This window comes from Microbispora sp. ATCC PTA-5024, from assembly GCF_000511135.2.
Classification (GTDB): Bacteria; Actinomycetota; Actinomycetes; order Streptosporangiales; family Streptosporangiaceae; genus Microbispora; species Microbispora corallina.
In genome coordinates this window covers 401,608-427,558 of record NZ_KI866524.1, presented here as the reverse complement: position 1 = coordinate 427,558, position 25,951 = coordinate 401,608, and the positions used below count along the sequence as shown (strand labels likewise).

Sequence of the window (25,951 nt, the reverse complement as noted above, 5' to 3'; positions counted from 1 at the left end):
GAACATGCGGACACGTGTCACCGACCTGTTCGGTATCGAGTTCCCGATCTTCGCGTTCAGCCACTGCCGGGACGTCGTCGCCGCGGTCAGCCGCGCGGGCGGCATGGGCGTGCTCGGCGCCCTCTACTTCACCCCCGAGGAGCTCGAAATCGAGCTCAAGTGGATCGACGACCACGTGGACGGCCGGCCGTACGGCGTCGACGTGGTGATGCCGGCCTCCTACGCGGGCGCGGACCTCGACGTCGACTCCCCGGCCGACCTGGTGGCAAGGCTCCAGGGCATGATCCCGCAGGCGCACCGCGACTTCGTCGAGAACCTGCTGTCCCGGCACGGCGTCCCGCCGCTGACCGGCTCCGACCCCGGCAGGGTGCTGCTCGGCTGGACCGACGCGACCGCGCGGCCGCAGGTCGAGGTGGCGCTCAGGCACCCCATCGCGCTGCTGGCCAACGCCCTCGGCCCGCCCCCGGCCGACGTCGTCGAGCTCGCGCACGCCAAGGGCGTGAAGGTGGCGGCGCTGGCCTCCACCCCCCGCCACGCCGTCAAGCAGGTCGAGGTGGGGGTGGACGTGGTGGTCGCCCAGGGCACCGAGGCGGGCGGCCACACGGGCGAGATCTCCACGATGGTGCTGATCCCCCAGGTCGTCGACGCGGTCGACGTGCCGGTCCTGGCCGCGGGCGGCGTCGGCACCGGACGTCAGATGGCGGCCGGGATGGCCCTGGGCGCCGAGGGCGTGTGGACCGGCTCGGTCTGGCTGACGGTGGAGGAGGCCGACACCTCCGAGCTCGTCAAGCGGCGCATCCTGGAGGCCACCTCACGAGACACGGTCCGTTCGCGGAGCTGGACGGGCAAGCCCGCCCGGCTGCTGCGCAACGAGTGGACCGAGGCCTGGGAGTCGGCCGAGTCGCCCGGCACGCTGCCGATGCCGCTGCAGTTCATGCTGGTCTCCGGCGCCCTGCGGCGGATCGGCAGCTCGGGGGCCGCCGAGCTGACCACGTTCCCCGCCGGGCAGATCATCGGCGCGATGAACCAGGTCAAGTCGGCCAGGCAGGTCGTCTTCGAGATGGTCGAGGAGTACGTGGAGACCATGGAGCGCCTCGAACGGGTCAACCGCGACTGACGGCGTCCGACCGGCGACCCTCGTCCCGGCCCGGCGGCGCCCCTGCGCTTTACTGGGCAGGAGTCCGACGAGCCGGGGGAGGGTGCCCGACGTGAGCCACGCCCGCGACGAGACGGTGGCGGACGCGCCGCCCATCCTCGGCAACGTCCCCGGCTCGTACGCCCTGACCGTCTTCCGCGAGCGGCACCCGGCCCTGATCCGCCAGGTCCGGGAGGCCCTGCCGTACACGCCGGACCGGCGGCGGGCCCTCGACCGGCTGCTGGACGAGGTCGTCCGCGACGTCATGGAGCCGCTCGGCCCGTCCGCGCACGACGGCGCGGAGTGGTCGGAGTGGGGGCGGGACAAGATCGGGCGGCGCTGGGTCGACGTGCCGTTCCTGTGGGCGGAGAGCTACTTCTACCGCAAGCTCCTTGAGGCGACCGGCTACTACGGCGACGGCCCGTGGCGCGGAGTCGACCCGTTCGGGCCGGTCAAGCAGGCCGAGCTGACCGGCTCGGTCGTGGACGGCGAGCTCGCGGCGCTCGACGAGACGGCCGCGCTGCCGCCCGGCGAGCGGGCCCAGGCCCTCCTGCTCGGCTCTCTGTGGGGCAACCGGGCCGACCTGTCCTTCACCCTCACGCTGAGCGGCGACCGCGAGCGGGTCAGCGGCCTCGTCGTGGACGACAGCGCTCTGCTGTGGTCGCTGCTGCGCGACCGGCCTCCGGGACGGGTGTGCCTCGTCGCCGACAACGCGGGCCGGGAACTGCTGCCCGACCTCGTGCTGGCCGACCACCTCCTGGCCGAGGGGCTGGCGCGGGAGGTCGTGCTGCACGTCAAGCCCGCCCCCTACTTCGTGTCCGACGCCACCCCCGCGGACGTGCTCGCGTGCCTGCGGCGGCTGGCCGTCGCGCCGGGGCGTGCGGGCGAGGCCGGCGGCCGCCTCTGGCACGCCATGGAGGAGGGACGGCTCGCGGTGCGGGCCCACCCCTTCGCCTGCGCCCCCTTGCCGTATTGGGACATGCCGGACGACCTGCGCGAGGAGTTCGCCGCGGCGTCCCTGACCGTCACCAAGGGCGACCTGAACTACCGCAGGCTCGTCGGCGACCGCATGTGGCCGCCCACCACCCCGTTCGCCGCCGTCACCGGCTACTTCCCCAGCCCGGTCGTGGCGCTGCGCACGCTGAAGTCGGACGCCCTGGTCGGCGTGCCCGAGCGCACCCTGGCCGGCCTGGACGCGACCGGCCGCCCCTGGCGCACCGCCGGCACCCACGCCATGATCCAGGGCCGCCCCTGACGCCCGGGCGGCTCAGGCGAACACAGGGCGGCGGTTGCCGTGGTGGTGCGAGCAGGACCCCTGACGCCCACCCGACATGCTGAACGTGCCGTCGTTGCACTGCATCATGTAGCCCCTGCCCTCGGAGAAGTAGGGGATGCAGGAGAAGTAGCTGCAGACGTCCGGCTCGGGGGCGGTGATCAGGGCCCCGCCGCAGAAGTTGTACCCGTACGGATTCCGCGGTGCGCCGCAGAGCGGGACCGCCTTGGCGGTGGGCACCGCCGCCCGGGTGTGCCGTGGCCGGGGCGGCGCGGTGTTCTCCGTCCGCGGGCGCGCAGTGGAGCGCGGAGATGCGGTCGGCTGCTCGCGGGCAGGGGTGGTGGTGACCCGGACCGTCACGGTCACCGTGGGCTCGGCGGCGTCCGGTGTCGAGCCGTCCGTGGCGGCGGGCGGTAGGGTCGGCTGAGCGATCGTGGACAGGCCCCCCGTGCTGGTGGTCCGTACCGGTGCGTCCGGCAACGCGTAACCGATCAGCGCGAGCGTCGCGACGACGGTGACCAGGCCCTGTACGGCACGACGCCCGGGGGATGCGCCGGGCGGACCGAAGTAGACCGTCCTGACCGCGCCGAGAACGGCTCGGGCCGTGTGCGGGGCCTGCGACGGGGTGACGAAGGCGGGCGGCGGCGGGTGAATGCGCCGGTGATGGGCGAGCAGCCCCTCCAGGTGCGCGGCGAGACCGGCACGGTCGCCGGCGGCGTCCGCGAGGCCGAGAGCAAGCGCGAAGCGGAAGCCCGCGACCGCGGCCGGTGGCAGCCACAGGCCCGAGACGTACTTGCGGTTGGTGACGCGCATCAGGGTAGACGGACCGCCGGGGTCGTGCGCGAGCCCGGCCATCTTGGCGAACGCCCACTCCCGCTCGTGCCTGCCGCCATGGAAGATCACCCGTTGGCTCGTCACGGTGACGGCGCCCATGTCCGTCACGTTCGCCTGAGCGGGAGGCGCCTGCCCGGCGGGACCACGCACTACGTGCAGCGACAGGCTCGCGAGAGTCGGAGGAGGAAGCGGCGGCTGGTGCCGTATCTCGAACATCCGGGCGCCGGGAGCGGTCCACAGGACCGTCTCGCCTCTGTGGAGCCTGGTCGAGGGCGGGACGGCGCCGGGCGGGAGCCCCCGGAACGATCGGGCCGTCTCCAGCATCTGCCGCAGTTCGCCCTCGTCACGCCTCCAGGCGGACAGCGCCGCCTCGTACATCCGTCCGCGGCGCTCGTTCTCGCGCCGCGCCCACCGTTCCCGCCTGCCGGCGGTTCTCGAGGGCTCGCCCGTCGTCACGCGGCCTCCCCATCGCTCCGTGACCATCTGCGTGAGCAGCACCCCGAGATGAGTCAGTCAAGCACCGTTGGGCGGGGGACGCCATGAGGTGCGGGCGGTTCACCTGCCCTTGTAGGCGGGGGGGCGCTTCTCGCGGAAGGCGAGGGCGCCCTCCTTGGCGTCCTCCGAGCCGATGACGGGCCAGCCGATGGCGTCGGAGACCTTGAGGGCCTCGTCCTCGGGCATGCCGAGCGTCTCCCGGTAGGTGCGCAGGATCGCCTGGACGGCGAGGGGGCCGCAGGCCGCCACCTGGCCGGCGATCTCGCGCGCGGCGGCGAGGGCCTCGCCGTCCGGAACGACCCGGTTCACCAGGCCCATGGCGAGCGCCTCCCGTGCCGTGATCGCCCGCCCGGTCAGCAGGACGTCCATCGCGAACGCGTACGGGATCTGGCGGGGGAGCCGGACGGCGCTGCCGCCCATGGGGAACAGGGCGCGCCTGGCCTCGAACAGCCCGAGCGTCGCGCTCTCGGCGACGACGCGCAGGTCGGTCCCGACGAGCAGCTCGGTGCCGCCGGCCACGGCGTAGCCCTCGACGGCGCACACGATCGGCTTGGCGGGCAGCGCCTCGCTGTCGCGCAGCAGGCCCTTCCAGTGGTAGTCCGGGATCTCGGCGGCGCGCCGCCGGACGCGCTCGTCGTCCGAGGGCCTGCCCATCGCCTTGAGGTCGGCCCCGGCGCAGAACGTGCCGCCCGCCCCGGTCAGGATCCCGACCCGCACCTCCGGCTCGTCGGAGATGTACCGCCAGGCGTCGGCGAGGCCGACGAGCATGTCGGTCGACAGCGCGTTCCTGGCCTCCTGCCGGTCCATCGTGACGACGACCACGTGGCCGTCACGCTCGACACGGCAGTGCGGGGTGCTGATCGGCAGGAGCTCCACGGGCGTCCCTCCAGTGTTGACCAAACGCTTGTCCGAGCCGGATGATAGCGCGTTCCACCCCGTTGGGAACGGCGGTCCCGGCGCCGTCGGGTGGGGCGGGGACGACGGCGCGACGTGCGTATCAAGCGCTTGTTCGGCTCGGGTCTCCGGGTTAGTCTGCCCGCAAGAACTAGAACCGATTCTCGTCCGAGTCGTCGCGTATTGCCAGGGCTTGTCAGCGAGGTGCCCGCGTGCTTCACTCCGGGCCCGGACACGAACGGCGAGGCGTGGCGGCACCGGTGGACCGGTGATCTCGGCGGCGAGCGGAGATCGCGGTATGCGAACAAGGGAGCTGGCGTATGGGCTCGCTGGGTTTCTGGAGGCTCGCCCAGGCCGACCCGGAGTGGGTCGCCGCGGTCGACCCCGACGGCGCCGAGCACCGGGCGGGAGACCTGCTCGCCCGGGCCAACCGGCTGGTGCACGGGCTGCGTGAGCTGGGCCTGCGGCCCGGCGACGGCATCTGCGGCCTGGTCCCGAACGGCGCCGACGGGCTGGCGCTGTACCTCGCGGCCCTCCAGGCGGGGTGGTACTACACACCGATCAACTGGCACCTGACGGGACCCGAGATCGGCTACGTCGTGGCCGACAGCGAGGCCAGGGCGTACTTCGTCCACGAGCGGTACGCCGTGGAGGGCGCGCGGGGCGCGCGGGAGTCGGGCATCTCCCCGGACCGCCTGTTCTCGTTCGGCTCGATCGAGGGCTTCCGGCCGGTCGCCGAGCTGACGGACGGTCAGCCGGACGACCTGCCGGCGGACCGCACGGCCGGGGCCACCATGCACTACACCTCGGGCACGACCGGACGCCCCAAGGGGGTCAGGCGCCCGCTCACCGGGCTCGACCCGGACGACTCGGCCGAGTTCATGACGGCCCTGCTGGCGATGTTCGGCATCACCCCCGGGCCGCCGAACGCGCACCTCGTCACCTCGCCCTGCTACCACACCGCGGTGACGCAGTTCGGCGGTACGGCCCTGCACATGGGACACACGCTCGTCTACATGGACAAGTGGGACGCCGAGGAGACGCTGCGCCTGTGCGAGCGCCATCGGGTGACCAACTCCCACATGGTGCCCACCCACTTCAAGCGGCTGCTGGCGCTGCCCGAGGACGTCCGGCGGCGGTACGACCTGTCGTCGCTGCGGTGGATGATCCACGCCGCCGCGCCCTGCCCGGTGCCGGTCAAGCAGCAGATGCTCGAGTGGTGGGGCGACGTGATCTACGAGTACTACGCCGCCACCGAGGGCGGCGGCACGATCGCCACCCCCGAGGACTGGAAGAAGCACCCCGGCACGGTGGGCAAGGCGTGGCCCATCAGCGAGCTTCTGATCGTGGACGACGACGCGAACGAGGTGCCGACGGGGACCCCGGGCACGATCTACATGAAGATGGCCGGACTCGGCTTCGAGTACAAGGGCGACCCGGCCAAGACCGCGGCCAACCGGCTGCGCGACCACTTCACCGTCGGCGACGTGGGCTACCTGGACGAGGACGGGTTCCTGTTCCTCTGCGACCGGAAGGCCGACATGATCATCTCGGGCGGGACGAACATCTACCCCGCCGAGATCGAGAACGAGCTGCTCATCCATCCCAAGATCGCGGACGTGGCCGTATTCGGCGTCCCGGACGACGAGTGGGGCGAGCAGATCAAGGCGGTCGTCGAGCCCGCGCCGGGCGTCGCCCCGGGCCCCGCGCTCGCCGAGGAGATCCTCCGCTCACTCCAGGGCCGCCTGTCGAGGATGAAGTGGCCCAAGACCATCGACTTCATCGAGGAGATGCCGCGCGAGCCGAACGGCAAGCTCCTCAAACGCAAGCTCCGCGACCCGTACTGGGAGGGCAGGGACCGTGCCATCTGAGGACCTGGCGGCCACCCACGTTCTGGAGTTCCCCGGCGGCTACACCCGTACGACCGGACCGGTCATCGGCCGGTTCCTGACCGAGCTGCGCGACCGGAGGCTCGTCGGGGTCCGCACGGCCGGCGGCCGGGTGCTGGTCCCGCCGCTGGAGTACGACCCGGACACCGGCGAGCCGGTCACGGACGAGTACGTCGAGGTGGGCCCGGCGGGGACGGTGGAGTCGTGGGCGTGGGTGAGCTCGCCGCGGCCCGACCACCCGCTCGACCGGCCGTTCGCCTGGGCGCTCATCCGGCTGGACGGCGCCGACACGGCTCTGGTGCACGCGGTCGACGCCGGCGATCCCAAGGCCGTGCAGCCGGGCATGCGGGTGCGGCCGCGGTGGAGGGCCGAGACGTCCGGGCACATCACGGACATCGCGTGCTTCCAGCCGGAGGTGACGCGGATCGTCGCCCCGGTGCGCGCCGAGTACCGCGTGACACCGGGCAAGGCGCTCACCCGGTTCCTGGAGGGCGTCCGCGAGGGCGTGTTCCTCGGCGGCCGGTGCTCGCGCTGCGTCAAGGTCTACGTGCCGTACCGGATCTCCTGCCCGTCCTGCGGCACGCTCATCGACGAGGAGGTCCGGGTCGCCGACACCGGGACCATCACCACGTTCGCCATCAACAACCTGCCCGACCCCCGGGCCCCGCAGGTGCCGTTCGTGTCCGCGTACATCCTGCTCGACGGCGCCGACACGCCGATGATCGCGCTGGTGGGGGACGTGCCGGCGCAGGAGGTGCGACAGGGCATGCGGGTGCGGGCCGTGTGGGCGCCGCCGGAGGAGCGGACGCTGTCGATGGACAACGTCCGGTGGTTCGCGCCCACGGGGGAGCCCGACGCGGACCTGTCGGAGCTGGAAGGGGGCGCGTGATGCGGGACGTGGCGGTCGTCGCGTTCGCCCAGACCGTGCACACCGGGCACGACGCCGGGCAGAACGAGCCGGAGATGCTGCGGCCGGTGCTCGACGAGGTCAGGAGGGCGTCGGGCCTCGGCTCCTTCGGGTTCACCTGCTCGGGGTCGTGCGACTACCTCGCCGGGGCGCCGTTCTCGTTCGTGTCGGCCCTCGACGCGCTCGGCGCATGGCCGCCGATCAGCGAGAGCCACGTCGAGATGGACGGCGCGTTCGCGCTGTACGAGGCGTGGGTGCGCCTCCAGCACGGCGACGTCGACTCGGCCCTGGTCTACGGTTTCGGCAAGTCGTCCATGACGGACGTCCGCGAGATCATGACGCTGCAGCTCGACCCGTACTATCTCGCGCCGCTCGGACTCGACCAGGTGTCGTTCGCGGCGCTGCAGGCGAGCGCGGCGCGGTCGCGGGGGTCCGGCGCGGACCGGGCGGCGCTTGACGAGATCGTGCGGCGCAGCAGGGCCGACGGCCGGGCCAACCCGTACGCGCTGGACCTGCCCGACCCGTCGGGAGACGAGGACGAGGCCGGGCCGCTGCGGCCGTACGACGTGGCGCCGCCGACGGACGGCGCGGCGGCCGTGGTGCTGGCGGCGGGCGACCTGGCCAGGGAGCTGGCCGAGCGGCCCGCCTGGATCACCGGGATCGCCCACCGGATCGAGCCCCACTACCTCGGCATGCGCGACCTGTCCCGATCGGTCTCGGCGGCCGACGCCGCCCGGGCAGCCGGGGTCGGCAAAGGCCCGGTCGACGTGGCCGAGTTGCACACGCAGTTCAGCCACGAGGAGTCGATCCTGCGCGAGGCCCTCGGCCTGCCGGACGGCACCGTCGTCAACCCCTCGGGCGGCCCGCTCGCCGCCAACCCGATCATGGCCACCGGGCTGATCCGGGTGGGGGAGGCGGCGCGGCGGATCCTCGACGGGTCCGCGAACCGGGCCGTGGCCCACGCGACGTCCGGGCCGTGCCTCCAGCACAACCTCGTGGCCGTGCTCGAAGCTGTTGAGACGAGGTGACGACGTGGGCAACCGCTGCGCAGTGATCGGCGTCGGCCAGACGCGCTACCAGACCAAGCGGCGCGACGTGTCGATCGCCGGGCTCGTCCGTGAGGCCGCCCTCCGGGCACTCGAGGACGCCGGCCTCACGTTCGCCGACATCGACGCCGTGGTGATCGGCAAGGCCCCCGACCTGTTCGAGGGTGTCATGATGCCCGAGGCGTACCTGGCGGACGCCCTCGGCGCGGCCGGCAAGCCGATGATGCGCGTCCACACGGCCGGCTCGGTCGGCGGGTCGACCGCGCTGGTCGGGGCGTCCCTCGTGCAGGGCGGCGTGCACGGGCGGGTGCTCGTGGTCGCCTTCGAGAAGCAGTCGGAGTCGAACGCCACCTGGGCGCTGTCCACGCACCTGCCGTTCAGCGCCTCGCTGGTCGTCGGGGCCGGCGGCTACTTCGCGCCGCACATCAGGGAGTACATGCGGCGGTCCGGCGCCCCCGACCACATCGGGACGCTCGTCGCGGTCAAGGACCGCCAGAACGCGCTGAAGAACCCCTACGCCCACCTGCGGATCCCCGGCATCAGCCGGGAGATGGTCGAGGCGACGCCGATGCTCTGGGAGCCCATCCGCTACCTGGAGACCTGCCCGTCGTCGGACGGCGCGTGCGCGATCGTGCTCGCCGCCGAGGACAAGGTGACCGGCACGCCCGCCTGGGTGCACGGCACCGCCATGCGGTCGGAGCCGATCTTCCGGGCCGGCCGCGACACCGTCAGCCCCCAGGCCGGCAAGGACTGCGCCGCCGACGTGTACCGCCAGGCCGGGGTCGCCGACCCCCGCAGGGACATCGACGTGGCCGAGGTCTACGTGCCGTTCTCCTGGTACGAGCCGATGTGGCTGGAGAACCTGGGCTTCGCCGCCGAGGGGGAGGGCTGGAAGCTCACCGAGGCCGGCTGCACCGCCCTCGACGGCGACATCCCCTGGAACGCCTCCGGGGGCGTGCTGTCCTCCAACCCCATCGGCGCGTCGGGGCTCATCAGGTTCGCCGAGGCCGCGCTCCAGGTCAGGGGCATGGCGGGCGAGCACCAGGTCGACGGGGCGCGGCTCGCGCTCGGTCACGCGTACGGCGGAGGGGCGCAGTTCTTCGCCATGTGGATCGTCGGAAGCCACAAACCCTGACCGCGGGAGGTCCGCCGGATGGAGTTCAACCACGCCGACCTGTTCGAGGGGCTCGCGGACGCCATCGGGGACCGCGTGGCGGTCGTCTGCGGGGACGGCCGCCTCACCTACGCGGCCCTGGACGCCGAGGCCAACCGCCTCGCCCACCACCTGCAAGACCGGGGGGTGGGCCCCGGGACCCACGTGGGCATCCAGCTCTACAACGGGCTGGAGTACGTCACCGCCCTGCTGGCCGCCCTCAAGCTGCGGGCCGTGCCGATCAACGTGAACTACCGGTACGTCGAGGCGGAGCTCGGCTACCTCTACCGCGACTCCGACATCGCCGTCCTGATGTTCGACGTGGAGTTCGACGAGCGGGTCGCCCATGTCGCGCCGGACGCTCCCGCCCTCCGCCACCTCATCGCCGTCGGCGGCGACTCCGCCGTCCCGGGGGCCGTGCCGTACGGCGAGGCACTGGCGGGCGCGTCCGACGCGAGGGACTTCCCCGAGAGGTCGGGCGACGACGTGTACGTCATCTACACGGGCGGCACCACCGGCATGCCCAAGGGCGTGATGTGGCACTCGGAGGACCTGTTCATGGCCTTCGGCGGCGGCAACCCGTACGGCGACCCGCTGGAGACGCCGCGGGCCGTGATCGACCAGGCGTCCGCCGCGGCGCCGATGATCATGATGACGGCCGCCCCGCTCATGCACGGCGCGGCCCAGATGGGCACGTTCATCGCCTGGTGGATGGGCGGCACCATGGTCTACGTCCGCAAGTTCGGCGCGGCCGACGTGCTCCGGGCGGTCGAGCGGGAGCGGGTCGTCTCGCTCACGATCACCGGCGACGCCATGGCTCGCCCGCTCGCCGACGAGATCGCCACCGGGTCGTACGACCTGTCCTCGCTGGTCGTCGTGGGCTCGACCGGGGCGATCCTCACGGGGTCGGTCCGCGACCGGCTGGAGGAGCTGCTGCCGGGCCGGATGATCCTGGACAACTTCGGCTCGACCGAGTCGGGCTACACGGCCTCCGGGGTGTCGGGGTCGTCCCCGGAGTCGGGGCTGAAGTACCGGCCGCACGCCCACGCGTCGATCGCCGTGCTCGACGACCGGCTCGAACCCGTGAAGCCCGGCTCGGGCGAGCTGGGGACGGTCGCCAAGGCGGGCCGGATCGCGTTCGCCTACTACAACGACCCGGTCAAGACGGCCGAGACGTTCGTCACCGACGCGAAGGGCACCCGCTGGCTGCTCACCGGAGACCTCGCCATGGTCGAGGAGGACGGCACGATCCGGGTCTTCGGGCGCGGCTCGCAGTGCATCAACACCGGCGGGGAGAAGGTGTTCCCCGAGGAGGTCGAGGCCGTGCTCAAGGGCCATCCGGCCGTGTTCGACGCCGTGGTCACGGGCGTGCCGGACGACCGGTGGGGGTTCCGGGTGGCGGCCGTGATCCAGCCGTACGACGGGATCGCGCCCACCCGGGAGGAGCTGGACGCGCACTGCCGGGCCCGGCTGTCGGGCTACAAGGTGCCCCGGACGTACGCGTTCGTGGACGAGATGGTCCGCTCCCCGGCGGGGAAGGCCGACTACCGCTGGGCCAGGGAGGTGGCCGGCTCCGCCCCCTGAGCTCGCGGTTTCGGCCGCGTCCCGGCGGGTAGGCGGCCCGGACGGCGACGCGGGGGAGGGGAGCGTCATGACCACTCCGACTCTCGGGACGAGGGCCCGCCCCCGTCACCCCTGGCGCCGGGTCTTCTCCACCGGCCTCGTGCTGTGGGTGCTGACCGTGGTCATCACGTTCTGGACCGGCAACCCCAATCTGATCCCGACGCTGGTGCTGCTGGGCAGCTTCCTGGTGCCGGTGACGTTCGTGGTGTGGGCCTTCGAGCGCAGCGACACGGGCGAGCTCACCCCGACGCTGGTGTTCTCCACGTTCCTCACCGGCGGCGTGCTCGGCGTGCTGGCCGCCTCGGTCCTGGAGAGCTACCTGCTCCACCCGTCGCCCTGGCTGTTCGTCGGCGTCGGCCTGATCGAGGAGGCGGTGAAGCTGGCCGCCCTGGCCTTCCTCACCCGCCACCTCGCCGACAAGTCCGTGCGGGACGGCATGATCCTCGGCGCGGCGGTCGGGTTCGGGTTCGCCGCCTTCGAGTCCGCGGGCTACGCCTTCACCGCGCTGTTCACCGAGCACGGGCTCTCGCTCATGCAGGTCGTGCAGACCGAGCTGCTGCGCAGCCTCCTGTCGCCCCTCGGGCACGGCCTGTGGACGGCGATCCTGGGCGGCGTGCTCTTCCGCGCGAGCGGCCGCCACCACTTCACGCTGACGTACCGGCTGCTGCTGGCCTACCTCGGCGTCTCGCTGCTGCACGCCCTGTGGGACTCGATGCACTCCATCGCGGTGCTCGTCACCCTCCTGCTCACCGGGACGCCGGCGCAGTTCCGCCTGCTGGAGCTGGGCTGGATGCCCCGCCCGACGGCCGAGCAGGCCGACCTGTTCACGATCCTGTCGTGGGGCGGCCTCGCGGTCGTCTCCGTGGTCGGCCTGCTCTGGCTGCTGGGGCTGTGGCGCTCCGCCAGCCGCCGGCCCTACGTCCCCCCGCCCGGCTGGCGGATCTCCACTCCTCCCGCCCGCTGAGGAACCGCCCGGTTCCGGCCCGGCTCTTCTACGGCCCCTGCTGAGTTGCCATCTCCAACTCAGGTGGTCTAGGTTGTGAATACCTATTCAGGGTTCGAGGGAGTGGAACATGGACATCACGAACGCCGTCGCGCTGGTGACGGGCGCCAACCGTGGCCTGGGCCGGCACCTGGCCGCCGAGCTGCTGAGGCGCGGGGCGAAGAAGGTCTACGCGGGCGTGCGGAACCCGTCGTCGGTCGACCTTGAGGGGGTCGTGCCGCTGCGGCTGGACGTCACCGACCCGGCCGAGGTGGAGGCGGCCGCGCGAGCCGCCTCCGACACCACGCTCCTGATCAACAACGCGGGCGTCAGCACGCACGTGGGGCTGGCCAAGGGCGACCTCGCGGACATCCGGCTCGAGATGGAGACCCACTACTTCGGCTCCCTGGCCGTCACCCGCGCCTTCGCCCCGGTGATCGAGGCCAACGGGGGCGGGGCCGTGCTCAACGTCCTGTCCCTCCTGTCCTGGGCCCACTATCCGGCGTACGGCGGCTACAGCGCGGCGAAGGCCGCCGCGTGGGCCATGACCAACGTCGTCAGGCAGGAACTGGCGCCCGCCGGCATCGATGTGACCGCCCTGCACGTCGGCTACATGGACACCGACATGGCCGACTACGTGGACCCCGCCGACAAGGTCGACCCGGCGTGGGTGGCCGGTCTGGCCCTGGACGGCGTCGAGGCCCGGGCCGCGGAGGTGCTGGCCGACGACAAGAGCCGGAACGTCAGGGCCGCGCTCTCCGGGGGGCTGGACCTGCTCTACCCGAGCGTCCCCGCCGGGAGCTGAGCGCGCCTGGGTAGGAACGGCCTACCCAGTCGTAGGATGGTGGGGTGGGTACGGTCGGCCGGCGCCGCGAGGCGGAAGAGCTCTGTTCGATAGCGCGCACGCTCGAGATCGTGGGCGACATGTGGACGCTGCTGATCATCCGGGAGGCGGCGCTGCGGGGGGTGACCAGGTTCGCCGACTTCCGGGCCGGGCTGGGCATCGCCCCGGACCTGCTCAGCGCCCGGCTGGCCTCCCTCGTCGACGCGGGCGTCATGGAGAAGAGGCCGTACCGCGAGCCGGGCGCGCGGACGCGGGACAGCTACCACCTCACCCCGGCGGGGGAGGACCTCCGCCTCGTCCTCGCCGCGCTGCAGCAGTGGGGCGACGACAACAGGCCGCCGTCGGTGGGGCCGACGATCCTCAGACGGTCGGCCGGCCCCGGTCGGCCGGTGCGCGTGGCCTTCGTCGACGACACCGACGCCGTGGTCGCGCCGGACGACGTCAGATTCACGGACGGCGGCACCGGCGCGTCCCTCCGCCCCCCGGCAGGCTCCTCCCACGGCTAGTGAGCGAGGCTCTCGCCTCCACCCCTTTGTGAGAGATAGAGCTGCGCGAGTCGGTCGACCTGCTCGCCGCCCTGGCCGACGATGTACAGGCCCCCCGCGCTCCGAGCCGCCCGGCGGGCCTACGCGATTCTCGACGAGGTTGAGCGTGTGTCCAGCTCACCGGTCGATGTGCATTTCATCGGGCTGATCCGTGCTGTCCGTTGGTAATGGTGGCTAGGAGGGCGATGGCCTCGTCGATGGCGTGGGGGGTGATGTTGCCGTAGCCGATGACGACGCCGAGGGGGTCCGCGTCAGGGGTGAGCTGGTAGCGGGTGATGGAGTCGAACGCGATCCCGACGGCCCGGGCGCGCGCGGTCAGCTGGTCGGGGTGGGTGCCGTCGAGCTGGGTCGCGAGGGTCTGGACGCCGGCGGGTGTCCCTGCAAGTCGTAGGGGCACGTCATGACGGGTGATGGCCTGCTCGAGGGCTTGCCGGGCGGTTCGGTAGCGGGTTCGGGCGGCGCGGATGTGCCGGTCGTAGTCGCCGGTTTCGATGAGGTGAGCCAGAGCGAGTTGATCGAGGGTCGGGCTGCCATGGTCGGCGAGGAACTTGGAGAGCAGCAGCTCGGTGTGTAGTTCGGCCGGGCTGACCATCCAGCCCAGACGTAGCGCCGGGGCGAGCGTCTTGCTGGTGGATCCAAGGTAGACGACACGGTCAGGCGCACGGCCCTGCAGACAGCCCACAGCGCGTCGGTCAAAGCGGAACTCCCCATCGTAGTCGTCCTCGACGACGATCGCGCCGCAGCGGCCGGCCCAGGCCAGCAGTGCCTCCCGGCGGGCGGGTGCCATGACCGCGCCGGTAGGGAATTGGTGAGCTGGGGTGGTCAGTACTGCGTCAACGCCCTGCTCGGGTAGTTGGTCGACGAGGATGCCGTCGCCGTCGACCGAGATGGGTACGACAGCGAGACCGGCTTGGTGCAGGATCGGTGCGCGGTGAGGCAGCCCCGGGTCCTCGAGCGCGACGGTCCGGGCGCCTCGGGCGCGCAGGGTATGGGCGAGCAGGTGAAGGCCTTGCGTGAAACCGGCACAGATCAGCAGCCGATGCGCGTCGGCGTCCACGCCGCGGACCCGACCGAGGTAGGCGGCCAGCACCTGGCGCAGCCGGGGATGCCCGGCGGAGTCGGGGTACGCCAGATCGGAATCTGCGGCAGCACCCAGCGCGGCCGTCCATGCCCGCCGCCACAGGTGGCGGGGGAACGCCGACAGCGTCGGAATGCCTGGGCGCATGTCCCATCGGGCTGAGGGCTCCGGCGATCGGCGAGCAGCAGGCGCATTGGCGGCCGGCGGCAGGGGCAGATCAGAGACGCAGGTGCCAGAGCCGGGCCGGCTGACCAGATAGCCCTCGGCGGTCAACTGCGTGTAGACCTCGACGACCAGGCGACGAGAGACTCCGAGGTCGCCGGCCAAAACACGACTGGCCGGCAACCGCTGACCGGCCGCGAGCCGACCAGTACGCACCGCGTCGCGCAGGGCGCTCTCAAGCTGAACCCGGCGAGGTCGTCCGCGCTGCGGTGGTTCGATCGGAAGGAGGAGCTCCACTCCAGAAGTGGTACCCATATCTGGCATAGATTTGGACCCTATTACGGGTCCGACTGTTGGCTAGCGTAGTCGCATGCAAGAAACCACAGCGAGCGCCGATACCCCGCTGGTGCACGTGTGGGGTCCGTGAGCTGGAAGAGGGCGGGTGCTCTACGTCGACGACCTCGTGACCGATCCAGGGATGCGACGCATGGGCGCGGGCCGTGCGTCGCTCGCCTGGCTCGAGCGGGCGGGCGTCGCCGCGGGCTGTCCGACGATCGAGCTGGTCTCGGCTGTGACGCGGAGCGACGCATCGGTTCTACGCACGCGCCGGCCTGTCCATAAGCGCTTTTCACTTCGCCAGGACGCTCGCTGCCGGCTACGGACGTACGCGAAACGAGAGGGACCAAGAGAGGGAATAAGAGAGGAGCCAAGAGCATGATCAACGCCGACATGCGGCTGATCGTGGAGGCCGCCAAGCTTACCTTCGTCGCGACGGTGCGGCCGGACGGCTCGCCCAACCTGTCACCGAAGGGATCGGCGCGGGTGTACGACGACGAGCACATCGCTTTCATGAACATCGCCTCCCCCCAGACGATCGCCAATCTCACCGCGGACCCGCGCATCGAGATGAATGCGGTGGATGTCCTCCGACGCCGGGGCTATCGGTTCACCGGCACCGCGACGCTTCATGGTCAGGGAACGCCGGTTTACGAATGGCTACGCAGCTGGCTGCTCGACCTGAACGGACCGGGTTACCCCGCCCACGAAGCTGTCTTGGTCCACGTCGATCAGGCCCGACCGATCACGTCACCCGCTTATGCCTACGGCGACGCCAACGAAACCGCCCTCATCGCCGAGTGGTCTGCCAAGTATCAGGTTGTTCAAAGTGAAGAGGAGGAAGTGTGATGCGTGCTGCTGGAGTGCGTGAGTCCGCTGGTCAGGTCGAGTTGCTCGACCTCCCCGACCCTCATAGCCCCGGTCCGGACGAGGTCCTGATCGAGGTCGAGGCGGCCGGTGTCGGCAACTGGGACGACATCGTCCGAACCGGCGTGTGGAACGTCGGGCCAACACCGCCGATGGCGCTTGGCGTGGAAGTCGCCGGCACGGTGATCGCGATCGGTTCGCAGGTCACAGGCCTTCGGCAGGGCGACGAGGTCCTCGGTCACCCGCTGCCGCTGCGTGACCAGGGTTGCTGGGCGGAGCGCGTCGTTGTGGACGCCGGTCTGGTCGTGCGGAAGCCTCTTGGCGTGTCGTGGGAGGTGGCGGCGGCGTTCCCGGTGCCCGCGCTGACCGCGAAGCAGGTCCTCGCTGAGTCGCTCAAGCTCGCCGAGGGCGAGACGTTGCTCGTCCACGGCGCAGGTGGGACAACCGGTGGGCTGATTGTGCAGCTCGCCGCCCTGCGTGGGGCTCGGGTGATCGCCACCGCTGGACCGTCGAGCGTCGCTCGAGTGGCAAAGGCCGGAGCGGCCGAGGTCGTCGACTACCACGACAGCGGGTGGCCCGATCGCGTCCGCGAACTGACCGGCGGCGCGGGCGTCGACGCTGCTGTCAACGCTGTTCGCGGGGGGAGTGCCGACACCATCCTGGCCGTGCAGGAGGGTGGTCGGATGGCGACCATCACCGGCGACGCGCCGGCAGCCGACCGTGGAATCAGCGTCGCCGACGTCTACGTGCGCCCGGACGCCACCCAGCTCGCGGAGCTCTGCGCGCTACTGGGAGATGGCCGGCTGACCCTGTCGGTCGGCTCCGCACTGCCGCTGGCCGAGGCGGCGACAGCGCTTGAGCGCGCCATCGCGGGCGCCAACGGCGGTCCTGTTGTGCTGCAGGTCAAGCCCGGGCGTTTGTCCGAGTTCGTCAAGTCAGGACTGGAGCGCTGAAGTGTGCGGCGAGGGGGCCGGTTGACATGTCCACTGCTTAATGAGGCGGATCAGTTTCCGGGGATCAGGTCGAGGGCGAGGTCGTCGAGAGAGTGGACGACGGTGACGCCGTCCACGACGGCGGTACCGGTGGCGGCCCGGTCGAGCCAGTAGGGGCGCAGGCCCGCCGCCCGGGCGCCGAGCGCGTCGATGTCGTACCTGTCGCCCACGTACGCGACCTGGTGCGGCGGGAGGCCGAGGAGGGCGCATCCGGCGAGGAAGATGGCCGGGTCCGGCTTGGACGTGCCGTGTTCCAGCGAGCACAGGACGGCCTCGCCGAAGTGGTCGAGCAGGCCGACCATCCGGAGCTTGCGCCGCTGGTGCGACAGGGACGAGTTGGAGACGACGCCCAGTTTGAAGGCCGGGGCGAGCTTCCTGAGCACGGGGCCGGCGTCGGGAAAGGCGGCCCAGGCCGCTTCTCGGTGGCCGCCGTACCGCTCGAACCACACCGCCGCCTCCGCGTCGGACATCCCCCCGTCCGGAAGGCGCCCGGCGTGGGTCAGGAACCGCCGGGTCCGGACCCGCTGCTGCTCCGCGAACGTCAGCTCCCCGGCCAGGCAGCGGGCGTACTCCTCCTCCATGATCTGCCGCCAGACGGCCACCGCCTCCGCGGGGGACGGGAAGGCGTCCAGCAGGCCCTCGGCCGTGAGGTGCCCGATCAGGCCGGTCTCCTCCGAGGACGAGTAGTCGAAGATGGTGTCGTCGACGTCGAACAGCACTCCGCGGATCGTCACCCGTTCACTCTGCCATGCGCCGCCGCCGTCTCTTCGGGCCGCCCGCCTCAGAGCAGCGTGAGAACGCGCGGGCCGTCCTCGGTTATGGCCACGGTGTGCTCCATGTGCGCCGCCCGGCTGCCGTCGGTGGTCCGCAGCGTCCAGCCGTCGCCGTCGGTGCGGTAGCGGGTCCCGCCGCCCGCCATGACCATGGGCTCGATGGCCAGGGCGAGGCCGTGGCGGAGAGGGTAGCCGCGGCCCGGCCGTCCGTCGTTCGGCACCGCGGGGTCCTCGTGCATCCGGCGTCCGATGCCGTGGCCGCCGAAGTCCCGCGGCATCCCGTACCCGGCGGCGCGCGCCACCATGCCGATGGCGTGGGAGATGTCTCCGACGCGGTTCCCGACGGCCGCGGCGGCGATCCCGGCGTCGAGGGCGCGTCTGGCCGTGTCGACGAGTTCGAGGTCGGCGGGGCGCGGCGTGCCGACCGTGAACGTGACGGCGGCGTCGCCCGTCCAGCCGTCCAGCTCCGCGCCGCAGTCGACGCCGAGCAGGTCGCCGTCCCTCAAGCGGTAGTCGCCCGGGATGCCGTGCACGATGGCGTCGTTCACCGAGGTGCAGATGACCCCGGGAAAGGGCGTGGGCGCGAAGGAGGGCCGGTAGCCCAGGAACGGCGAACGGGCGCCGGCCTCGTCCAGCACCGTGCGGGCGGCCTCGTCCAGGTCGCGCAGACGGACGCCCACGGCGGCGGCCTTCCGCACGGCTTCCAGGGCGCGGGCCACCACCCTGCCCGCCTCCCGCATGGCCGCCAGGGCGTCGTCCGACTTGATCTCCACCATGTCCGGGCTCCTCGGTAGACCCAATACTTATACCGGTATTAGTATCACATCCATGGTGAGGCCACCCTTGAGCCCCTGGGAACGGGAGCGCGGAGAGCGGTTCGGCGTCCTGCTCCGGCAGGCGCGCGGCGACCGCAGCATGGTCGAGATCGCGGCCGCCGCCGGGCTGTCCGCGGAGACGCTGCGCAAGATCGAGACCGGGCGCGCCCCGACGCCGGCGTTCTTCACCGTCGCCGCCCTGGCCGCCGCGCTCGGCCTCTCGCTGGACGAGCTCGCCGCCGCGTGTGCCGAGGGCGGGGACGGCGGGAGGACCGCCCTGGCCGGCTGAACGCTACTTCCGGCGAAGCGGGACGGCCGCCAGGGCCAGCACGACGAGGACGACGGCGATCGCCAGCGCGGCGTACCAGCCGTACGCGACGGATGTGGAGAAGCGGGCGCCCAAACTGCGCAGTTCGTCGGGCGAGAGCATGCCCAGGTTCGGGTGCGCGCTGTGCAGGTCCGCCCGCCGGATCCAGAAGGCGGTCAGCGCGCCGACGGCGGCGAGGCCCGGCAGCGCCGCCCACGCGGCGGACACCCGCCGGGTGAACTCGTCGATCATCGCGATGACCATCGCGAGCAGGCCCGTCGCGAGCGTCACCACGCCCCAGACGGTGGCCAGGCCGGCCACCGGGGTGACGTCGATGGGGATCGACATGCCGCCGCTGAGGGTCCCGACGCTCCCCCAGGCCACGAACGTCACCGCCGCGAGCAGGAAGCCCGCCGCGGCGACCAGCCGCGCCATCGCCCGGCGGCCCCTCCGCGGGCCCGCCTCCCCGCCGGGTGCCGCGGCCCCGGACGTGGTACGGAGACGGGCCGTCGCGTCCGGCGTCCCGGCGGAGTCCGCGGAGCCGGGCGGCAGAAGCAGCGTCCCCCCGGACGCGCCGGGTCCTGGGTGGGGCGGTGTGCCTTCGAATGCGCCCGGCCCGGAGCCGGGCGGTGTGCCCTCCGCTGTGGCGGGTCCGGAGCGGGACGGTGTGCCCTCGGCGGTGACGGGCCTGGAGTGGGGCGGCGCGCCCCCGTATGCGCCGGGCCCGGAGCCGGGTGCGGCGCCCTCGGACGCGCCGAGACCCGCGGACCGGCCGGGTGTTCCGGAGGCGGCGTGGACGCCCTCGCTGAGCAGCGCGTCCCCGGGCGCCTCCGCCCCGCCGAGCAGCCGGAGCAGGACCTGGCGGGCGGCCGGGCGGCGGGCCGGGTCCTTGGCGAGGCAGGCCGCCACGATGTCGCGCAGCGGGCCCGACAGCGGCCCGAGATCGGGCTCCTCGTGCAGGATGCGGTGCATCACCACCGGGATCGACGACTGGCCGAAGGGCGCTGCGCCGGTGGCGGCGGCCACGATGGTGCACGCCCAGGCGAAGACGTCGGCGGGCGGCCCGACCTCCGCCCCGCTGATCTGCTCCGGGGCCATGTAGGCGGGCGTGCCGACCACCGCGCTCGACAGCGTCCCGGTGGCGTCGAGGGCCCGCGCGATGCCGAAGTCGATGACCCGCGGGCCGTCGGCGCCCATGATGACGTTGCCGGGCTTGAAGTCCCGGTGCACCACCCCGGCCTGGTGGATCGCGGCGAGCGCCGTCACCGTGGCGATGGCCAGCCGGTCGAGCGCGGGACCCCGGGTGGGGCCGCCCGAGGAGATCACCTCCGACAGGGGAGGGCCGTCCACGTACTCGCTCACGATGTACGGCCGGTCGCCGTCCGCGTCGGCGTCGAGCACCCGCGCCGTGCAGAACGCTGCGACGCGCTTGGCGTGGGCGAGCTCACCCGCGAAGCGCGACCGGGCCCTCGCGTCCCCCGCGAACCGGGCGTGCAGCACCTTGACCGCGACCGGCGCTCCGCCCGGTCCCTCGCCCCGGTAGACGACGCCCTGCCCGCCCTCGCCGAGCACGCCGACGAGCCGGTAGGCGCCGACGTGCGAGGGGTCGCCCTGACCGAGTCCCTGTAAACCCCGCAAACCGACCTCCACAATCGCCCTCGGGTGACGTTAGTGGATGAGATCCCGCGCGGGGTGGGAAACGATCGCCCGGAGGCGCGCCTAAAGCTTCTTGGCTCCCTCGCCCGCGAGCGCGGCGACGGCGCCGAGACCGAGGTAGACGACGCCGCTGCCGACGTCGAGGCGCCTGCGGGCCCGTGCGGACGAGCGCAGACGGCCGGCGAGGGCCGACGAGGCGAGGGCGTAGGTGCCGTCGCTCGCCATGCCGAGCACCACCCAGATCGCCCCCAGCAGCACGATCTGCGGCGCGAGCGGTCCCCGGGCCGGGTCGGCGAACTGCGGGAGGAAGGCCAGGAAGAAGATGGCCGTCTTCGGGTTGAGCACGTTGACCACGAACCCCTCCCCGAACAGCCGCGACCGCGACGCCGGCCTGACCTCCGGCGTCTCCGCCGCCGGCCGGCTCAGGAGCTTCCGTACGCCGAGGTAGACGAGGTAGGCCGCGCCCAGCCACTTGACGACGGTGAACGCGGTGGCCGACGCGGCGAGGACCGCGCTGATCCCCAGCGCGGCGGCGGCGACGTGCACCAGCGACCCGGCGTGCACGCCGAGCACGGACACGAGTCCCGCCGCGCGCCCCTGGGCGACGCTGCGGGTGACGATGTAGACCACGGCGGGTCCGGGGACCAGGAGCAGCGCGAGGGTGGCGGTCGCGAACAGGGCGAGCGTCGGCAGTGCGGGCATGTCGCGATGGTACGAACGCGGCCCGCCGCGCGGCCATCGGATTTTCCGCGGCGTTACACGGCAGGGGCGCCGGTCTCGGGTCCCTCGACGGCGGCGACGAGCGCGGCGACGAGGGCGGCCGTCGCGGGGGGATCGGGCGGCTCGCCGTACGTGGCGGCGGACACCCGCCGCGTCGAGCCGGGCAGCCCCGCGGTCCGTACGCCCGGGTGGCGGTGGGCGGACAGCGCGAGCCGGGGGAGGACGGCGACCCCCAGCCCCGCCGCCACCATGGCCTGGACCGCCACGTAGTCGTCGGTGGTGAACGACACGCGCGGCTCGAAGCCCGCGGCGGCGCACAGGTCGAGCAGGTGCGCCCGGCACCGGTCGCACCCCGCGATCCACCGCGACCCGGCGTGCCCGGCGAGCGTCCCCGCCCGGTCGCCCGTCGGTGCGGGAACGTCCGGGAGGGCGGCCGGGGTGACGAGCAGGCTCGGCTCGTCGAGGAGGCGGGTCAGCCGGACGCCGTCCTCGTCCGGGCCGGTCCCGCCGTAGCGGAACACCACCGCCGCGTCGACCCGGCCGTCGCGGAGCATGCGGAGGGCCTCGGGCGGCTCGGCCTCGATGAGCCGCAGGTCGAGCCCCGGGTGCGCGGACGCGAGCCGGACGGCCGCGGCGGGGACGAACGTGCCGAGGGCCGAGGGGAACGCGGCCAGCCGCACCCGCCCCGACCTCAGCCCGACGTGCGCGGCGAGCTCGGCGGACGCGGAGTCGAGCCGGCCGAGGATCTCCGCGGACCGCTCGGCCAGCAGGCGCCCGGCGTCCGTGAGCCGGATGCCGCGGCCCACCCGCTGGACCAGCTTCGCCCCGGTCTCCGCCTCCAGCCGGGCCAGGTGGTGGCTCACCGACGGCTGCGAGTAGTGCAGCTCGCGGGCGGCCGCCGTGACCGAGCCGGTGCGGGCGACCGCGACCAGCACGCGGAGCCGCACCACGTCGAGCATTCCCGCACCATATCAACGCGGTCTATGAGTCACCGCGAAAAGTCGAGTTGGACCTATGGGCCGTACGGCGAGCAGGCTGAGGTTCATGACCGACATCCGTGACGTGCTGGAGGCCCGCGCGCTGCTGGCCCCGCACCTTCCCGAGACGCCCATGTGGTCCTATCCCGTTCTCGACGCGGCCGTCGGGGCGCGCGTCCACGTCAAGCACGAGAACGTCCAGCCCACCGGGGCGTTCAAGGTCAGGGGCGGCATCACCCTGCTCGCGCGGATGCCCGACGCGCGACGGGGCGTGGTGGCGTACTCGACCGGCAACCACGCCCAGTCCGTCGCGTACGCCGCCCGGCTGCACGGCGTGCCCTGCTCCGTCGTCATGCCGGAGAACCCGAACCCGGCCAAGGTGGCGGCGGTCGAGGCGCTGGGCGCGCGCGTCCGCGTCGCGGGGGCCACGATGGTCGAGGCCGCCCGGCACGCCGGGGACCTGGCGGAGCGGGAGGGCATGCGGCTCGTCAGCCCGGCCGACGAGCCCGGCATCATCGCGGGCGTCGGCACGCTCTACGCCGAGATCCTCACGGCCCGGCCGCGGCTGGACGCGGTGTTCGTGCCCGTCGGCAGCGGGACCGGCGCGGCCGCCGCCTGCATCGTCGCCGAGGCGCTCGCGCCCGCGTGCCGGGTGATCGCCGTCCAGTCGGCCCAGGCGCCCGCCGCCCACGACTCCTGGCGGCTGGGCGAGGCGGTGACCCGGCCGGTGAAGACGGTCGTGGACGGTCTCGCCACCGGCTCGGCGTTCGCGATGACCCAGGCCGTGATGCGCGCCCGCCTGGACGACTTCGTCCTCGTGGACGACGAGGACATCCTGCGGGCGCAGCGGATGCTGCTCACCGAGGCTCACACGCTCGCCGAGGGCGCCGGGGCGGCCGCCCTCGCGGCCCTGCTGGCCCGGCGCGAGGAGTTCGCCGGCGCCGAGGTCGCCGTCGTCTGCACCGGCGGCAACGCCGGCCCCGCCGAGCTCGTCCGCCTCCTCGCCGCCTGAGGAGGGGAACGGGGGTCGTCAGGGGAGGTCGCGGCGGGTGGCCTCCTCGACCTCGTGGAGGCTCTGCCGGGTGAGCTCAAGTTCGGACGTGAGCTCGTCGAGGGCCCTCGTCCCGTCGTCCGCCGCCGAGGACGTGGCGCTCATCGCCCCGACCTCGACGGCCCGGGCGACCAGGCCCTCCAGGCTGATCGCCCCGGACTCGAGACGCGCGAGCACCCGGTCGCGGGCGGCGGTCAGCCGGTCGAGCACCTCCCGCTGCGCCGCCAGGGAGGCGAGGGACCGGTCGAGCTCGCCCGCGACGTCGCCACGCGCCCGCTCCCGGGCGTGGATGAGCCGCAGGCGCTCCTGCTCCAGGAACCCCGGGTCGAACCGGGCGAGCGCCGCGCCCGTCACCGACGCCTGGCCGGCGAGCCGCCGCAAAGTGGCGACGGTGTCGTCCACCTGCGGGCGCATCTCAGCGATCCGGTCGAGCAGGATCTGCCCGCGCATCGACGCGGTGAGGTCCGCGAACGTTTCGGCGGCCCGCTCGGCACGCCGCAGCCACGCCTCCTCGGCGCTGCCCCGCGCGACGCGCGGCGCCTCCGGCTCCTCCGTACGGCTCTCGCCCCCGGTCGACTGCCAGGCCGAGGCGAACGCCTTGACGAGCCAGACGGCGACGCCGACGAAGGCGGCGCCGGCCGGGTGGACGTCGACCGCCCAGGCCGCGCCTCCCGCGGTGGCGCCAAGGAGCAGCCCCCACGGATCGCGCAGTTCCTCGGTGAAGCGGGACACGGGCGGCTCCCGGCGGTCAGAAGTTGGAGATGACGGCCGTGAACACCTGGTCGATGCTTCCCGGCTTGCGCGAATCGTAGGCCGCGGCGTCGGTCGTCTGCGAGATCTTCTTGAGTGTGCCCAGGTCGGCGTCCGCGCCGTACGCGATGGTGAAGACGCGCACGCCGTCCTCGCCGGCCTCGGTGCGCAGGTCGGGGATCAGGTCGTCCAGCGAGATCGAGTTGTTGTCCTCGTTCTTCCCGTCGGTCAGGAAGACGACCGCGTTGATCGCGTCGCCGCTGCGGTGCGCCATGACGTACCGGTACGACGCGAGCGTGGTGTCGTACAGGCCGGTGCCGCCGTTGGGGATCAGGCCCTCGATGCGGTCCTTGAGCCGGCTGCCGGTGTTCTTGTCCATCGGGACGAGCTCGCGGTAGTCCTTGTCGCCGTCCTGCCTGAGCGAGAACATCCACAGGCCGACCCGGTCGTTGGGGCCGAACTGCGGCAGCGCGTTGACGGCCGCCTGCTTGGCCAGGTCGAGCTTGGTCTTGCCGGTGCCGGGGACCTCGGCGCCCATCGAGCCGGAGACGTCCATGACCATGAGGACGTTCGCCGGCTTGCGCAGCTCCGACCAGCTCTTCAGGATCCGGTCGAGCACCTGCGGGGAGGGGGCGCCGAGCGTGGTGGACGGCTGCTTCGGGTCGAGGCCGTTGGCCGCGGTGATGAGGTCGCCCGGCTTGCCGTCGAAGGTCCGGAAGGCGTACTTCTCGAACTCCCGCTGCCGCTCCGGCGCCTGCAGATACTTGAGGAAGTCGGCCGCGGCCGCCTTCCTCGCCGCGTCGGCCCAGGACAGCACGGCGTACGGGTGGTCGGAGAAGAGCGTGCCCTCCTTGGGGTAGATCGCCACGAGCGGCACCTTCGGCTTCGCGTGCTCGCCGAGCGTCTTCGGGTCGCCCGTCGGGTTGCCCTGGTTGTAGTCCCAGACCGACTTCTCCTCCACCGTGACGGCGGAGATGTACGACATGGCCGTGCCCTCGTCGTCCGCGTGCTGGAGGTTGGACAGGAACGTCAGCGTCGTGTCGCCGTAGTGGACGATCGACCGCTCGACCCCCTGCACGAAGTCCCGGGTCTTTGCCGAGGAGACGTCCTTCTCGGTCAGGTCGCCCGACAGCCCGGTGGCGGCGAAGTACGCCCCGACGGTCGCGTTGAGACCGGAGGTGGAGAAGTTCGGGTTCGTCTTGCCCAGGCGGAACGCGCCCCACTCGGGATGCCCGTACTTCGCCCAGCCCTTCGGGTCGTTGGCCAGGTCGAGGATCTCCGACCAGCCGACCTTCTTGGCCGGCCAGCCGAGCGCCTGCGCCATCGGCTTCGGCATCGCGATGACCAGCGGCGACTCGGCGAGGGTGGGGTTGTCCGCGGCCACCGGGGTGGCGCGGTCGCCGCCCTCCGTCCGCTGCCGCAGCAGGGCGACCCAGCCGGCGCTCGCCGGGGTCCAGACGTCGGGGCGGGGGCCGTCCTGCCGCTCGTCCCAGCCGCGGGCCAGCGCCTGCATTGCGCCGCCCGAGGCCTTGGAGTTCACCACCACGTCGACGCAGCGGCCGTCCACCCGGTGCCCGTTGTAGCCGTTCGCCATGCCGCGCAGCAGTTCGGCCTTCTCGCTGGACGCCGCGATCGTGAGCACTATCCCGTCGTCGCCGCAGGCCCGCTTCTGCGCGATGCCGGCGCCGCCGCCGCCCGGGTCGTCGCCCCCGCCGCCGATCAGCGTTCTCAGCCCCACGATCAGCGCGCCGGCGAGGATGACGGCGATGATGAACGGCGCCAAGCCGCGGCGGCGCTTCTGCTGGGGTGGGGGGTACACGCGTCCTCCAGGGCCATTCGAGGAATGC

The 25,951-nt window shown here is 72.7% G+C and carries 25 protein-coding genes; 15 read left to right on the top strand and 10 right to left on the bottom strand.

Features of this window, described 5'->3' with window-relative positions; translation table 11 throughout:
• Positions 1 to 4 precede the first annotated feature (4 nt).
• Entirely contained in the window at positions 5 to 1,117 is a 1,113-nt protein-coding gene (locus MPTA5024_RS22640) for an NAD(P)H-dependent flavin oxidoreductase (RefSeq protein WP_036327778.1), read from the top strand.
• Between the two features lie 91 nt (positions 1,118 to 1,208).
• Positions 1,209 to 2,390: a damage-control phosphatase ARMT1 family protein gene (locus tag MPTA5024_RS22635; protein ID WP_036329099.1), complete on the top strand. Its 1,182-nt coding sequence runs from the start codon at positions 1,209 to 1,211 to the stop codon at positions 2,388 to 2,390.
• A gap of 12 nt (positions 2,391 to 2,402) precedes the next feature.
• Here MPTA5024_RS22635 and MPTA5024_RS22630 read toward each other — a convergent pair whose 3' ends face one another.
• Positions 2,403 to 3,698: a hypothetical protein gene (locus MPTA5024_RS22630; RefSeq protein WP_063794767.1), complete on the bottom strand. Its 1,296-nt coding sequence runs from the start codon at positions 3,696 to 3,698 to the stop codon at positions 2,403 to 2,405.
• A gap of 99 nt (positions 3,699 to 3,797) precedes the next feature.
• The gene (locus MPTA5024_RS22625; protein ID WP_036327775.1) at positions 3,798 to 4,613 is read right to left on the bottom strand and encodes a crotonase/enoyl-CoA hydratase family protein; all 816 of its coding nucleotides are present in this window, start codon (positions 4,611 to 4,613) and stop codon (positions 3,798 to 3,800) included.
• Between the two features lie 338 nt (positions 4,614 to 4,951).
• On the opposite strand from MPTA5024_RS22625, the gene MPTA5024_RS22620 reads away from it, so the two are divergent.
• The 8 genes from MPTA5024_RS22620 to MPTA5024_RS22585 all read left to right on the top strand — a co-directional run bounded on the left by MPTA5024_RS22620 (position 4,952) and on the right by MPTA5024_RS22585 (position 13,581).
• Complete coding sequence (locus tag MPTA5024_RS22620; RefSeq protein ID WP_036327772.1) at positions 4,952 to 6,502, top strand: acyl-CoA synthetase; 1,551 nt, start codon at positions 4,952 to 4,954, stop codon at positions 6,500 to 6,502.
• The gene (locus tag MPTA5024_RS22615; protein ID WP_036327762.1) at positions 6,492 to 7,409 is read left to right on the top strand and encodes a Zn-ribbon domain-containing OB-fold protein; all 918 of its coding nucleotides are present in this window, start codon (positions 6,492 to 6,494) and stop codon (positions 7,407 to 7,409) included. Before MPTA5024_RS22620 ends, MPTA5024_RS22615 begins: the two co-directional genes overlap by 11 nt.
• On the top strand, positions 7,409 to 8,455 hold the full coding sequence (locus tag MPTA5024_RS22610) for a thiolase domain-containing protein (RefSeq protein WP_036327759.1): 1,047 nt from the start codon (positions 7,409 to 7,411) through the stop codon (positions 8,453 to 8,455). The genes MPTA5024_RS22615 and MPTA5024_RS22610 overlap by 1 nt, the downstream gene beginning before the upstream one ends.
• A gap of 4 nt (positions 8,456 to 8,459) precedes the next feature.
• Positions 8,460 to 9,608, top strand: a complete 1,149-nt coding sequence (locus MPTA5024_RS22605; protein WP_036327756.1) for a thiolase domain-containing protein — start codon at positions 8,460 to 8,462, stop codon at positions 9,606 to 9,608.
• 18 nt (positions 9,609 to 9,626) lie between these two features.
• Entirely contained in the window at positions 9,627 to 11,210 is a 1,584-nt protein-coding gene (locus MPTA5024_RS22600) for an acyl-CoA synthetase (protein ID WP_036327754.1), read from the top strand.
• 67 nt (positions 11,211 to 11,277) lie between these two features.
• The gene (locus tag MPTA5024_RS22595; RefSeq protein WP_051458521.1) at positions 11,278 to 12,213 is read left to right on the top strand and encodes a PrsW family intramembrane metalloprotease; all 936 of its coding nucleotides are present in this window, start codon (positions 11,278 to 11,280) and stop codon (positions 12,211 to 12,213) included.
• A gap of 109 nt (positions 12,214 to 12,322) precedes the next feature.
• A complete protein-coding gene (locus MPTA5024_RS22590; RefSeq protein ID WP_036327751.1) occupies positions 12,323 to 13,036 on the top strand; it encodes an SDR family oxidoreductase in 714 nt (237 codons plus the stop codon).
• Positions 13,037 to 13,080: 44 nt separating this feature from the next.
• On the top strand, positions 13,081 to 13,581 hold the full coding sequence (locus tag MPTA5024_RS22585) for a winged helix-turn-helix transcriptional regulator (protein WP_051458520.1): 501 nt from the start codon (positions 13,081 to 13,083) through the stop codon (positions 13,579 to 13,581).
• Between the two features lie 175 nt (positions 13,582 to 13,756).
• Here MPTA5024_RS22585 and pdxR read toward each other — a convergent pair whose 3' ends face one another.
• Positions 13,757 to 15,157 carry a MocR-like pyridoxine biosynthesis transcription factor PdxR gene (pdxR, locus tag MPTA5024_RS22580; protein WP_198167332.1) on the bottom strand — a complete coding sequence of 467 codons (1,401 nt, stop codon included), beginning with the start codon at positions 15,155 to 15,157 and terminating at the stop codon, positions 13,757 to 13,759.
• Between the two features lie 145 nt (positions 15,158 to 15,302).
• Between pdxR and MPTA5024_RS44680 the strand changes: the two genes are divergently transcribed.
• Genes MPTA5024_RS44680 through MPTA5024_RS22570 form a run of 3 tightly spaced genes read left to right on the top strand, consistent with a single transcriptional unit; the run spans position 15,303 to position 17,016 of the window.
• Complete coding sequence (locus MPTA5024_RS44680; protein ID WP_084369917.1) at positions 15,303 to 15,578, top strand: GNAT family N-acetyltransferase; 276 nt, start codon at positions 15,303 to 15,305, stop codon at positions 15,576 to 15,578.
• Positions 15,575 to 16,045: a pyridoxamine 5'-phosphate oxidase family protein gene (locus MPTA5024_RS22575; RefSeq protein ID WP_036327749.1), complete on the top strand. Its 471-nt coding sequence runs from the start codon at positions 15,575 to 15,577 to the stop codon at positions 16,043 to 16,045. Before MPTA5024_RS44680 ends, MPTA5024_RS22575 begins: the two co-directional genes overlap by 4 nt.
• Positions 16,045 to 17,016 carry an NADP-dependent oxidoreductase gene (locus tag MPTA5024_RS22570; RefSeq protein ID WP_063794766.1) on the top strand — a complete coding sequence of 324 codons (972 nt, stop codon included), beginning with the start codon at positions 16,045 to 16,047 and terminating at the stop codon, positions 17,014 to 17,016. The genes MPTA5024_RS22575 and MPTA5024_RS22570 overlap by 1 nt, the downstream gene beginning before the upstream one ends.
• 50 nt (positions 17,017 to 17,066) lie before the next feature.
• On the opposite strand, the gene MPTA5024_RS22565 is transcribed toward MPTA5024_RS22570, so the two are convergent.
• On the bottom strand, positions 17,067 to 17,789 hold the full coding sequence (locus MPTA5024_RS22565; protein WP_051458517.1) for an HAD family hydrolase: 723 nt from the start codon (positions 17,787 to 17,789) through the stop codon (positions 17,067 to 17,069).
• A 47-nt stretch (positions 17,790 to 17,836) separates the two neighbouring features.
• The gene (gene map / locus MPTA5024_RS22560) at positions 17,837 to 18,604 is read right to left on the bottom strand and encodes a type I methionyl aminopeptidase (protein ID WP_036327746.1); all 768 of its coding nucleotides are present in this window, start codon (positions 18,602 to 18,604) and stop codon (positions 17,837 to 17,839) included.
• A gap of 52 nt (positions 18,605 to 18,656) precedes the next feature.
• Between map and MPTA5024_RS22555 the strand changes: the two genes are divergently transcribed.
• Positions 18,657 to 18,932, top strand: a complete 276-nt coding sequence (locus tag MPTA5024_RS22555; RefSeq protein ID WP_036327744.1) for a helix-turn-helix domain-containing protein — start codon at positions 18,657 to 18,659, stop codon at positions 18,930 to 18,932.
• Positions 18,933 to 18,935: 3 nt separating this feature from the next.
• Here MPTA5024_RS22555 and MPTA5024_RS42485 read toward each other — a convergent pair whose 3' ends face one another.
• The 3 genes from MPTA5024_RS42485 to MPTA5024_RS22540 form a co-directional block, all read right to left on the bottom strand.
• Complete coding sequence (locus tag MPTA5024_RS42485) at positions 18,936 to 20,588, bottom strand: serine/threonine-protein kinase (RefSeq protein WP_051458516.1); 1,653 nt, start codon at positions 20,586 to 20,588, stop codon at positions 18,936 to 18,938.
• 81 nt (positions 20,589 to 20,669) lie between these two features.
• Positions 20,670 to 21,308 (bottom strand): LysE family translocator, encoded by a 639-nt coding sequence (locus tag MPTA5024_RS22545; RefSeq protein ID WP_036327741.1) that lies wholly within the window; start codon positions 21,306 to 21,308, stop codon positions 20,670 to 20,672.
• A 53-nt stretch (positions 21,309 to 21,361) separates the two neighbouring features.
• A complete protein-coding gene (locus MPTA5024_RS22540) occupies positions 21,362 to 22,285 on the bottom strand; it encodes a LysR family transcriptional regulator (RefSeq protein WP_036327739.1) in 924 nt (307 codons plus the stop codon).
• An 85-nt stretch (positions 22,286 to 22,370) separates the two neighbouring features.
• Between MPTA5024_RS22540 and MPTA5024_RS22535 the strand changes: the two genes are divergently transcribed.
• On the top strand, positions 22,371 to 23,315 hold the full coding sequence (locus tag MPTA5024_RS22535) for a threonine ammonia-lyase (protein WP_036329081.1): 945 nt from the start codon (positions 22,371 to 22,373) through the stop codon (positions 23,313 to 23,315).
• 18 nt (positions 23,316 to 23,333) lie between these two features.
• Here MPTA5024_RS22535 and MPTA5024_RS22530 read toward each other — a convergent pair whose 3' ends face one another.
• The gene (locus tag MPTA5024_RS22530) at positions 23,334 to 24,086 is read right to left on the bottom strand and encodes a hypothetical protein (protein ID WP_036327736.1); all 753 of its coding nucleotides are present in this window, start codon (positions 24,084 to 24,086) and stop codon (positions 23,334 to 23,336) included.
• A gap of 16 nt (positions 24,087 to 24,102) precedes the next feature.
• Entirely contained in the window at positions 24,103 to 25,923 is a 1,821-nt protein-coding gene (locus MPTA5024_RS22525) for a substrate-binding and VWA domain-containing protein (RefSeq protein WP_036327734.1), read from the bottom strand.
• Positions 25,924 to 25,951: the final 28 nt, after the last annotated feature.